The organism is Nocardioides sp. NPDC127503 (assembly GCF_040302165.1).
In the GTDB taxonomy this organism is placed as follows: domain Bacteria; phylum Actinomycetota; class Actinomycetes; order Propionibacteriales; family Nocardioidaceae; genus Nocardioides.
Genome location: NZ_JBEORH010000001.1, coordinates 797,887 through 808,503 on the forward strand (window position 1 = coordinate 797,887; position 10,617 = coordinate 808,503).

Genomic DNA, 10,617 nt, shown 5'->3' on the forward strand with positions numbered 1-10,617 from the left:
GCTGCCCACCTCATCCCGTGATCCGGACCGTGGTCGTCGAACCCCAGATCGCGAAGCTCAGGAAGAAGTCCGCGACGACGACGGTGACGATGGACGTACGGATCGCCTTGCCGACCGCGATGCCGACCCCGGCCGGGCCGCCGGAGGCGGTGTAGCCGTAGTAGCAGTGGATCAGGATGATCGCGACGGCGAGGATGATCAGCTTGAGGAAGCTGTAGAGGATGTCGATCGGCGGCAGGAACGCCAGGAAGTAGTGGTCGTACGTCCCGCCCGACTGCCCGTACATCAGCGTCGTGATCAGCCGCGGGCTGAGGTAGGAGGCGCACAGGGCGACGATGTAGAGCGGGATGACGGCCAGGAACCCGGCGATCATCCGGGTCGTGACCAGGTAGGGAAGGCTCGGCACACCCATCGCCTCGAGCGCGTCGATCTCCTCCGAGATCCGCATCGCGCCCAGCCTCGCCGTGTAGCCGCAGCCGACCGTCGCGGCCAGCGCGATCGCGGAGATCAGCGGGGCGACCTCGCGGGTGTTGAAGAAGGCCGAGATGAACGCGGAGAACTTCGCGACACCGATCTGACTCAGGCTGGCGTAGCCCTGAATGCCGACCTCGGAACCGGCAAAGAAGGCCATGAAGGCGATCACGCCGACGGTGCCGGCGATCATCGTCAGGCCGCCGGCGCCGAAGGCGACCTCGGCCAGGATGTTGAGGATCTCCCGCTTGTAGCGGCGGATGGTGCGGGGAGCCCAGGCCAGGGCCTTGACGTAGAAGAGCAGCTGGTCGCCATAGCCCTCGACGGCATGGCGCTGCTCCTTGACGATCTGGTTGCCCACCTGGGCGAGCGTGTTGGTCACCGCGGGATCACAACCCGTCCTGAGGAACGATCTGGAAGTAGACGGCGGTCATGATGGAGTTGAGGACGAACAGCATCATGAACGCGATGATCACGGCCTCGTTGACCGCTCGGCCGACGCCGCTGGGACCACCCTGGGCGTTGAGGCCGTTGTAGGCGCCGATGATCGCCGCCAGGAACCCGAACAGGGCCGACTTGACCATCGAGATGTAGAGGTCGGGAAGGCTCGCCAGCGCGGTGAAGCTCGACAGGAACGCACCGGCCGAGCCGCCCTGAACGATCACGGTGAAGAAGTAACCGCCGCCGATCCCGGTCGCGATCACGATCCCGTTGATCATCACCGAGACGAAGAGGCACGCGAGCACCCGCGGGATCACCAGCCGGATCACCGGGTCGATGCCCAGCACCTCCATCGCGTCGATCTCCTCACGAATCTTGCGCGATCCCATGTCGGAGCAGATCGCCGACCCGGCGGCCCCGGCGATGATCAGCGCGGCCGCCATCGGCGCCGCCTCCCTGACCACCGCGAGCACCGCCGTCGCTCCCGCGAACGACTGCGCCCCGAGCTGGCCGGCGAGGTTGCCGACCTGCAGCGAGATGACCGCTCCGAACGGGATCGAGACCAGCACCGCGGGCAGCAGCGTGACGCTGGTGATGAACCAGGCCTGCTCGAGGAACTCCCGCATCTGGAACTTGGTTGTGAAGGTGCCCTTGACGACCTCTCCGGTCATCAGGCCCATCCCGCCGACGCCTCGGACCAGCGAGGCGAACTGCACTGCCATCCTGCACCTTTCGGGTGGTCTTGTGACTCGGCTCACGTTTCAAGCCTGTAGTAGAACATGTTTCAGTTCTGAGGGCAACGACCCGCCGCGACATGCCCGGGAACAGGGTGGGAGGTATTCCGGTCCAACGACTTACTCGCCGGTAGGTGACGCGGATCACAGGATCCTCCACCCCTGCGCCCGCGGTCGGAGAAGGTCGTTCTCGGATGCTGGTCCTGAGCGTGATCGGACTGATCGGGACCATCGGCATGGGTAAGAAGTCCGCACCGGTGTGTCTCGCCGCGATGAGACGGTTAGATTGGGGACTGTGATGAGACTGTCGCCGGGGGGCGTCATGAGGTTCCTACGCCGCCTGCTCCTCGCCGTATTCGGCGTGCCGGTGGCGCTGGCCGTCGTGATGAGCCTCGTCGACGGCTACCGCAGCCGCGGCAAGCGCGGCCGACGGGGCAAGCCGTTCCCGGTGACGCCACCGCTGACCAACAGCGTCGGCGACGGCACCGTCACCACCTACACGTTCGGCAACGACCTCTACGAGGACATGATCGCCGCCATCGAGGGCGCGAAGAAGCAGATCTTCCTCGAGACGTACATCTGGAAGGGCGACGAGGTCGGCCAGCGGTTCAAACAGGCACTGGCCTCGGCGACCGAACGCGGCGTCGACGTCTACTGCATCTACGACGAGCTCGCCAACCTCGTGGTGCCCTCCCGCTTCAAGCGCTTCCCCGAGGGGATGCACGTTCTGCGCTATCCCACCTACGCCGCGGGGTGGCGCTTCTTCGACCTCTCCCGCTACGGCCGCGACCACCGCAAGATCCTTGTCGTCGACGACACGGTCGGCTTCGTCGGTGGCTACAACATCGGGACCGCGTACGCCACCGAGTGGCGCGACACGCACGTGCGCATCACCGGACCCGGGGTGTGGGACCTGCGCCGCGCGTTCGCCGACTTCTGGAACCTCAACCGCCGGCGGCCGCACCCGCTGACCCACAGCACCGGCGCCGAGGGTCCGCTGCTCATCGAGACCGCGCCGTCGTGGGAGCCCGATCTCCGGTTCCACCGCAACGTGCCCCGGCTGTGGATGTTCCCGATCCGGTCGATGTACCTGGAGGCGATCAACCGGGCCTCCCGCAACATCTACCTGACCACCGCCTACTTCGTCCCCGACGAGGACTTCGTGGACGCGCTCAAGGCCGCGGCGCGGCGCGGGGTCGACGTACGCATCCTGCTGCCGTTGAAGTCGAACCACATCGTCGTCGACTGGATCTCGCGCGGCTACTTCTCCCAGCTGCTCGGCTCGGGAGTGCGGATCCTGCGGTTCAAGGACGCGATGATCCACGCCAAGACCGCCACCGTCGACGGCTTCTGGTCCACCGTCGGCACCGCCAACATCGACCGGCTCTCGCTGACCGGCAACTACGAGATCAACCTGGAGATCTTCGACCGCGACGTCGCCAAGCAGATGGAGGAGATCTTCTCCCGCGACGAGTCCAACGCGATCGAGCTGACCGCCGACGAGTGGGCCTCCCGCGAGATCCACCGGAAGTTCACCGAGCTGGTCCTCACTCCCCTACGCCCGCTGCTCTGAAGGTCTGCAGGAAAACGGCGGCAATCAGTTCGGCAGGTGTGTCCGCGGCGACATCTTCGGGCCTCGCCTGGGGCGTTTTCCGGCGCCGCGGTAGATGAGGGCGACCACGCGAGCACGATGCGGGCGGAACCGCTCCAGGTAGTCGCGGAGCCGGTCGTCGTCCCAGGCCTGGTTGGTCAGCGCCCAGCCGACGTCCTTGGCGAGGTGGTAGTCACCGAAGCTGACGGCGTCGGGGTCGCCGAGCGCCCGCTGCCGGACCTCGGCGACGGTCCACTCCCCGATGCCCGGGATGGTGGTGAGCCGCCGCTCGACCTCCTCACCCGGGAGGCCGGCGGTGCGCTCGACCGCCGTCGCGACCCGGGCGGCCTGGAGAACGGCCTTGGAGCGGGCCGGGTCGACCGGCAGGCGCAGCCAGTCCCAGCTCGGGATCGTCCGGAGCGTCTCGGGTGTCGGCTGCAGGCGCAGCCCGTGATCGGCGCCCGGCCCGGGAGCGACCTCACCGAAGCGCCTGACCAGGTTGCCGAAGCCGCGGAACGCCTCGTTGTTGGTCACCTTCTGCTCGATGATCGAGGGCACCAGCGCCTCCATCACCAGTCCCGTACGCCCGAACCGCGGCACCTCGAAGCGCTCCAGCAGTCCCGCGAGCAGCGAGTCGTCGGTGTGGAACTCATCGGGGCTGTCGCCCGCTCCCAGCAGCCCGGGCACGTGCCCCAGCGCCCACTCCGCGCCCTCGCCCCATGCCTCGGACTCCACCTCGGCGTCGCGCTGGCGCAGCCTGAGCGTGGCGGGTCCCTGTGGCGTACGGATGGCTCGCCAGTGGTCCTCGCCGAGGATCTTGTACGTCGGGTCGCCCAGCCCACGCCGAAGCGGCCGCAGCATCGAGGCGAGGCCGACGGCGTAGCCCGGGCGCACCGTCCGCTGCTGGCTCATGCCTCGAGGTTAGCCCGCGGGAAGACCCGGCTGGTGGTCAGATGGGTCGCACGGCCGGACGAGTCGCGGCCGGTGAAGCCGAAGACATGGTGCGCGCCGTGGAGGGCGTCGGCGGTGACGACCTGGTCGGTGACGTACGGGAGGACCTCGTAGCTCCGCGGCTCGTCGCCGATGGCGGCACCCTCGGGACCGGGGATCTCCTCGGCCCACAGCCGGCCGTCGGGCGCCTGGCGCAGCGTCCAGTCGACGATGCGGGCGCGGTAGGTGCCGACGAGCCGATCGGCATCGAAGCCGGCCGGCGGCTGGTGAGGTGGCAGCGGGTCGGGCGCGATCCGTACGCCCGCGATCTCGTCGAGGAGGTGGCCGACGACGTCGTGGTAGAGCCCGTAGGTGTCGCCGCCGTTGGTGAGCAGCGCGACCGCCAGGCCGTGCTCGGGCACCATCCTGAAGAACGCCGACTGCCCGATCGTCTGGCCGTCGTGGCCGACGATGCCCTGGCCGATGTCGTCGAGGGACCAGCCCAGGCCGCGTGCGTCGGACCGGGTAGATGCGGGATGGTCGACCTGCTTGGTGAGCACCTCGGCGCAGGAGGCCGCCGAGACGACGCGGGTGCCGTCAGGGACCGCCCCGCCGGCGAGATGCATGGCGGCGAAGCCGAGCAGATCGCGTACGCGCATCGACAGCATCGCGCCGACCGGGCCGCTGGCCCGCGCCATCCCCCACGCCGGACCCGGACGCAGGACATGGTCGGGAGCGGGGTCGATGTGGCCCATCGCGGCGCGGAACCTGATCGCGTCGTAGGCCGTGGTGGCGATGTGGGTGAGTCCCATCGGGGCGGCGAGGCGCTCCTGGAGCGCCCGGTCCCAGGTGGTGCCGCGCAGCACCTCCACCAGGCGCCCGAGCACGGCGAAGCCGGCGTTGGAGTAGGAGAACCGCTCCCCCGGGGCGAAGATCTGCGGCAGGTCGCCCATCGAGGCTACGAACCGCTCGACCGCGTCGTCGCCCGGCCCGTGGTCGGTGAAGATGTCGCCCTCGAAGCCGGCCGTGTGGGAGAGCAGCTGACGGACCGTGATGCTCGCGGCCGCCTCCTCGTCGGCCACGGCGAACCCCGGCAGGTGGCGCCTGATCTGGTCGTCGAGGCCGACCCTGCCCTCGTCGACGAGCTGCATCACCAGGTCGGCGGTCCACAGCTTGGTGATCGAGCCGACCTGGAACAGCGAGTCGGTGGTCGCCTCCACACCGGTGTCGAGGTTGAGGATGCCGTCGGCGTGGTCGATGACCTGGCCGTCCTGGAGCACTCCGACGGCCGCCGCCGGCACTCGACGACGTGCCATCAGGGTGGGCAGCTCGGACTCGATCCAGGAGCGGGCGGCGGCAAGCGACATGGGGCGAGGATAGGCGGGCGCTGCTCAGCGCTCGGCGTCGGCAAGGGCGGTCAGTGCGCGCTCGAACGCGGCCCGGTCGGCCGGGTCGAGATCGGCCAGCAGCTCGGTCTCCATGGCCCCGATGGCGTCGCGGCAGCTGCGGAGGACCCGAGATCCGGCAGGGGTCAGGGAGACGATCCGGTTCCGGCGGTCGGCCGGATCGGGCTCGCGCTCGACCATGCCCTGGGCCTCGAGGCGGTCAAGGTTGCCGATCAGGCGGGTCTTGTCGCGGCCCGTCGTGGTGGCGAGCTGCGCCTGCGTGGGCGCGTCCGACTCGGCCAGCGCGCTCAGCACCGCGTAGTCCCACATCTCCAGTCCGGCGGCGTCGAGGATCGGCTTCTCGCGGGCCATCACCTCGCGCATCAGACGGGACAGCAGGAAGCCGAGCTCGGGTCGATCCACCGCAGAATCCTAACCGCTCGACATATCGTCTACGCATGCTTACGATCTACGTATGCTTACTTTTGAAGAGATGCTCACCGCCTACGACCGCGCCCTCGACGACACCACCGTGCTCGCTTCCGGAGCCGGCGATCTGACCGTTTCGACCCGGTGCGCCGGCTGGGATCTCGCCGACCTGTTCGGCCACATGGTCGGGCAGAACCTCGGCTTCGCCGCTGCGGTGGCCGACGGCGACGCGCCGGTGGCTGCGTACGAGTCCGTTCCGGTCTCGAGCGACGACGTCGCCCGGAGGTGGCAGGAGTCGGCCGCCCGGGTTCGGGACGCGTTCGGCGCCGCCGACGCGGAGGCGACCGTCCATCTCGCCGAGTTCGGCTTCCGCCCGACCGTCGCGGTCGCGCTGGGCATGCAGCTGCTCGACGCCGCCGTGCACGCCTGGGACGTCGCGACGGCGCTCGGGCAGACATACCGGCCGGCCGAGGCCACCGCCGGCTTCGTCCTCGACCTGGCCCGGCAGATCGCCGCGAGCCCGGGCGGGACGCCGGTGTTCGCCGCACCGCTCGCCGAGGGTGGCCAGGACCCTTGGGGCGACGCGCTGCGCCTCCTGGGCCGCGATCCGGGCCAGCCGGCGGCCGCCTAGGTTTCCTGGGAAAGTGTCGGTGGCTTGATGTTCACTGGAGACATGCTGCTCGCCGACATCGTCTCCACCTCGAACGCCGTCGCCGCGACCCGGTCACGGAAGGCGAAGGTCGCCGCGCTGGCCGAATGCCTCGGCGCGGCCACACGCAACGAGCTGCCGATGGTGACCGCCTATCTCGCCGGCACGCTGCTGCAGCGGCGTACGGGGCTGGGGTGGCGCTCGCTCACCGCACTCCCCTCGCCCGCGGCCGAGGCGTCGCTCACGGTGAGCGACGTGCACGAGGCGTTCGAGCGGATGTCGCTGCTCGCGGGCTCGGGCTCGCAGGTCGCCCGTGCAGCCGAGGCCGAAACGCTCTTCGGCGCGGCGACCACTGCGGAGCAGGTGTGGCTGCGAGGCGTGGTCACCGGCGAGGTACGCCAAGGGGCGCTCGACTCGCTGGTGCAGGAGGCGATCGCCGTGGCCGCCGAGGTGCCGTTGCCCGCCGTACGCCGCGCCGCGATGCTGGCCGGCTCGACCGTGGTGGTCGCCGGGCTCGCCTTCGACGGCGAGGAGGCACTCGCCAAGGTCGGCCTGGTCGTGGGGCGGCCCGCGCTGCCGATGCTCGCCTCGTCAGCTGGATCGGTCGAGGAGGCCATGGCCAAGCTCGGCGAGGCGGTCGTGGTCGACACCAAGCTCGACGGGATCAGGATCCAGGCCCACAAGTCGGGCTCGGAGGTACGCATCGCGACCCGCACCCTGGAGGACATCACTGCGCGTCTGCCCGAGGTGGCGGAGATCGTCGCCTCCTTCCCGGCCGACACGCTCGTGCTGGACGGCGAGGCCATGACTCTCGGCCCCGACGGGCGGCCACGGCCGTTCCAGGAGACCGCCTCGCGCACCGCGACCCGATCGGCCGCCGACACGGTCGTCGCGCCGTACTTCTTCGACATCCTCCACGTCGACGGCCGCGACCTCATCGACCTCGCGCTCGACCAGCGCCTCACCGAGCTCGACCGGATCGTCCCCGAGCGGCATCGGGCGCCGCGGCTGGTCACCGTGGACGCCGAGGAGGCGGAGCGGTTCGCCACCGACGTGCTCTCCGCCGGCCACGAGGGCGTCGTCGTCAAGGGCGTCGGCCTGCCCTGGGAGGCGGGGCGGCGTGGCTCGGGCTGGATCAAGGTAAAGCCCGTCCACACCCTCGATCTGGTCGTCATCGGCATCGAGTGGGGCTCGGGGCGCCGCAAGGGCTGGCTCTCCAACATCCACCTCGGCGCCCGGGGCGCCGACGGCGAGCTCGTGATGATCGGCAAGACGTTCAAGGGCATGACCGACCAGATGCTGGCGTGGCAGACGGAGCGCTTCACCGAGCTCGCCGTCGGAGGCACCGACGACTGGCAGGTGAAGGTCCGCCCCGAGCAGGTGGTCGAGATCGCCTTCGACGGGGTGCAGCGCTCGACGCGCTACCCGGGCGGCGTCGCGCTGCGGTTCGCCCGGGTCGTGCGCTACCGCGACGACAAGACGCCGGCGGAGGCGGACACGATCGATACCGTCAGAATGTATCTTCAGTGACCTGATCGGGATACCGGGTGCAGGTGGCCCCGACCGATCCTTTAACCTCACTCCGCGTGCCCCCACACGCCTATGCCCGCCTGCTCGCGATTCTCGCGACACTGACGATGATCCTGGGGCCCACTGCCGTCAACCCGGCCCCCGCCTCGGCCGACCTCTCGGTCGCCGCACCGAGCGCCAGCGTCTCCCGGCCGATCCTGGGTGAGTCGTTCACGCTGAGCGGATCGCTCGGACCCAGCGTGAGCCGGGTGGTCCGGCTGGAGCGCTACCACGACGGCGACTGGCTAACCGTTCAGAAGCAGACCGTCGCGACGTCCGGGCACTACTCCTTCGGCGTGACCCAGTCGTCCTGGCGGACGCGCTGGCGAGTCCTCGCCCCCGGCGTCGAGCACCAGGGCAAGGACTGGCCGATGCGGGTCACGGACCCGCGTACGCTCTTCGGGCAACCGCAGGCCGTCACCACCAGCATGGCGAGATCGGTGCGTGCCGGCAGCGCGGTGCGGCTCACACTCTTCGCCGCTCCGGCCCGCCCCGGGCGGGTGCTCACCCTCCAGCGCGACAGCGGCGACGGATGGACGAACGTCACCCACCTCACCACCGACGCGACCGGCCATGCGACGTACGTCTTCAGGACCCGCGAGGTGGCGAAGACGCGGTTCCGGACGGTCGCCCGGGCGCACGAGGGCGCACCGGCGTTCGTGGGGCCCTCGGCGGCCGTCTACGCCCTCGGCAGCAGGCCGGTCGGGGTGATGGCCTGGCGCGGCGACTCGGGCAGCTATCCGGAGAACACCCTGGACGCGTTCCGGAGCGCGGTGCGGGAGCGGGCCGACTTCATCGAGATGGACTTCCAGCCCACGGCCGACGGCGAGTGGGTGCTGGTGCACGACGGCGACTTCAGGCGTACGACCGACGTCGAGGCCCGCTTCCCCGAGCGCAAGACTGCGAGTCCGCGGAAGTTCACCCTCGCCGAGGTGCAGTCGCTCGACGCCGGCTCGTGGATGGGGCCGCAGTTCCGGGGCGTCCGGGTGCCGACGATCGAGGAGACCTTCGACGCCATCGACGCGGCGGAGCGGCTCCACGGCCACCGGGTACGGCTCGTGGTCGAGCTCAAGGGCGAGAGTGCCGCCGAGATGGGCGCGCTCTACCGCAAGGTCGTCTCGCTACGTCCGGACTGGGTCTCGAGGAAGGGCCACGACGACAAGGCGATCTTCATGAGCTTCGAGGCGAGCCACTTCGACTTCCCCGGCGCCGAGAGGACCGGCATGGAGACGGTCGCCGTCAAGGACGAGCCCGATCCCGCGGACCTCCACGATCAGGACTTCACGCAAGTGCACATCCACACCAGGCTGCTCGACGCCGCCCTCGTGGACCGCTACCGCGGCCAGGGAGCCGAGGTCGGCACCTGGCCGGCGGTCGGCACGGCGTCCGTGCTGCGCGCCGCGGTCGCAGGGGTCGACTACGTCACCACCGACGACGTCGCGGGCGCCCGGCGAGCACTGCTCCACTAGGCCGATGTGAGGACGGACACTCACAGTGCAACTCCGAGTTGCACACCGCGTACAGTGTGCTTGTGAGCAGCCGACCAAGCACTTCCCACTCCGCCTCGGGCTCCGCTTCGGCCTCTGGCTCCGGGGCTGATGGCCGCCGCTCGGCCGCCGCCGCCCGGCGCCGTGCGCGCGAGGCAGACATCGTCGCCGCGACCCGCAAGCTCTTCGACGAGCGCGGGGTGAGCGACGCCCAGATCGAGGACATCGCCAAGGCAGTGGGCATCAACCGCGCGATCGTCTACCGGCACTTCACCGGCAAGGACGAGATCTTCGCGCTGACCCTGGTCGGCTATCTCGACGAGCTCCGCGAGCGGATGCTGACCGCGACCGAGGGCGACAGCGCCCCCACCGACGTGGTCCGCGACGTCGTCGGCACCTTCGTCGACTACGGGATCGAGCATCCCGCGTTCGTCGACTGCGCCCAGACGCTGATGCGCCGCAGCGGCTCCGACCTGCTCGACGAGCTCTCCGAGAGCGCCCTGTTCCGCCTGGGCCGGGCGATGAACGGCTGCCTCACCATCCTCACCACCGTCTTCGAGGACGGCGCCGCCACCGGAGAACTCCACGTCAAGGACGCCAACCTGCTCGCCAACACGCTCTACGCCTCCGGCCTCGGCGCCCTCCAGCTCGCCCGTGTCGGCATCCTGGTCTCCGAGTCCGCCCCCGGCGTACCCACCGTCGGCTCCGTCTCCCCCGACCAGGTCCGCGACTTCCTCGTCACCTCCGCCCTGGCCCTCACCGCCAAGTAGCGCCGAGCCGTCGCGTACGTCGGCCGAGACGGCAGTTGCAACGGCCGAGGCGTCACATAGGTCGGGCGGGGGGGGGGGGGGGGGGCCCCGCCGGCCCCGGGGGGGTGGGGTTGGGGCGGGGGGGGGTTTAGAATGTGGGGTAGACACCCCGGGCGCCCGCG

Annotated in this window: 10 protein-coding genes; 5 read left to right on the forward strand and 5 right to left on the reverse strand. The window is 70.1% G+C overall.

Annotation, left to right across the window (positions count from 1 at the left end; translation table 11 throughout):
- Positions 1–10 precede the first annotated feature (10 nt).
- Positions 11–853: an MlaE family ABC transporter permease gene (locus ABTW65_RS03915; protein WP_350658607.1), complete on the reverse strand. Its 843-nt coding sequence runs from the start codon at positions 851–853 to the stop codon at positions 11–13.
- Positions 854–860: 7 nt separating this feature from the next.
- The gene (locus ABTW65_RS03920) at positions 861–1,634 is read right to left on the reverse strand and encodes an MlaE family ABC transporter permease (protein WP_091041520.1); all 774 of its coding nucleotides are present in this window, start codon (positions 1,632–1,634) and stop codon (positions 861–863) included.
- Between the two features lie 334 nt (positions 1,635–1,968).
- Between ABTW65_RS03920 and ABTW65_RS03925 the strand changes: the two genes are divergently transcribed.
- Positions 1,969–3,219, forward strand: coding sequence for a phospholipase D-like domain-containing protein (locus tag ABTW65_RS03925; protein WP_350658608.1), 1,251 nt, complete (start codon positions 1,969–1,971; stop codon positions 3,217–3,219).
- A 24-nt stretch (positions 3,220–3,243) separates the two neighbouring features.
- On the opposite strand, the gene ABTW65_RS03930 is transcribed toward ABTW65_RS03925, so the two are convergent.
- Genes ABTW65_RS03930 through ABTW65_RS03940 form a run of 3 tightly spaced genes read right to left on the reverse strand, consistent with a single transcriptional unit; the run spans position 3,244 to position 5,975 of the window.
- The gene (locus ABTW65_RS03930; protein ID WP_350658609.1) at positions 3,244–4,149 is read right to left on the reverse strand and encodes a DNA-3-methyladenine glycosylase family protein; all 906 of its coding nucleotides are present in this window, start codon (positions 4,147–4,149) and stop codon (positions 3,244–3,246) included.
- Entirely contained in the window at positions 4,146–5,534 is a 1,389-nt protein-coding gene (locus ABTW65_RS03935) for a serine hydrolase domain-containing protein (RefSeq protein WP_350658611.1), read from the reverse strand. The genes ABTW65_RS03930 and ABTW65_RS03935 overlap by 4 nt, the downstream gene beginning before the upstream one ends.
- A gap of 24 nt (positions 5,535–5,558) precedes the next feature.
- Positions 5,559–5,975 carry a MarR family winged helix-turn-helix transcriptional regulator gene (locus ABTW65_RS03940; RefSeq protein WP_350658612.1) on the reverse strand — a complete coding sequence of 139 codons (417 nt, stop codon included), beginning with the start codon at positions 5,973–5,975 and terminating at the stop codon, positions 5,559–5,561.
- A 52-nt stretch (positions 5,976–6,027) separates the two neighbouring features.
- On the opposite strand from ABTW65_RS03940, the gene ABTW65_RS03945 reads away from it, so the two are divergent.
- From ABTW65_RS03945 to ABTW65_RS03960, 4 genes are all read left to right on the forward strand, one after another.
- Complete coding sequence (locus ABTW65_RS03945; RefSeq protein ID WP_350658613.1) at positions 6,028–6,612, forward strand: TIGR03086 family metal-binding protein; 585 nt, start codon at positions 6,028–6,030, stop codon at positions 6,610–6,612.
- A 27-nt stretch (positions 6,613–6,639) separates the two neighbouring features.
- A complete protein-coding gene (locus ABTW65_RS03950) occupies positions 6,640–8,160 on the forward strand; it encodes an ATP-dependent DNA ligase (RefSeq protein ID WP_502890538.1) in 1,521 nt (506 codons plus the stop codon).
- Between the two features lie 56 nt (positions 8,161–8,216).
- Entirely contained in the window at positions 8,217–9,668 is a 1,452-nt protein-coding gene (locus tag ABTW65_RS03955; RefSeq protein WP_350658614.1) for a glycerophosphodiester phosphodiesterase, read from the forward strand.
- Positions 9,669–9,730: 62 nt separating this feature from the next.
- Positions 9,731–10,456 (forward strand): TetR/AcrR family transcriptional regulator, encoded by a 726-nt coding sequence (locus ABTW65_RS03960; protein WP_350658615.1) that lies wholly within the window; start codon positions 9,731–9,733, stop codon positions 10,454–10,456.
- Positions 10,457–10,617: the final 161 nt, after the last annotated feature.

Bases quoted from the DNA above. Each gene is read 5' to 3' on its own strand.
- ABTW65_RS03920 (WP_091041520.1), bottom strand. From the start codon at position 1,634: ATGGCAGTGCAGTTCGCCTCGCTGGTCCGAGGCGTCGGCGGGATGGGC.
- ABTW65_RS03925 (WP_350658608.1), top strand. From the start codon at position 1,969: ATGAGGTTCCTACGCCGCCTGCTCCTCGCCGTATTCGGCGTGCCGGTG.
- ABTW65_RS03930 (WP_350658609.1), bottom strand. From the start codon at position 4,149: ATGAGCCAGCAGCGGACGGTGCGCCCGGGCTACGCCGTCGGCCTCGCC.
- ABTW65_RS03935 (WP_350658611.1), bottom strand. From the start codon at position 5,534: ATGTCGCTTGCCGCCGCCCGCTCCTGGATCGAGTCCGAGCTGCCCACC.
- ABTW65_RS03945 (WP_350658613.1), top strand. From the start codon at position 6,028: ATGCTTACTTTTGAAGAGATGCTCACCGCCTACGACCGCGCCCTCGAC.
- ABTW65_RS03950 (WP_502890538.1), top strand. From the start codon at position 6,640: ATGTTCACTGGAGACATGCTGCTCGCCGACATCGTCTCCACCTCGAAC.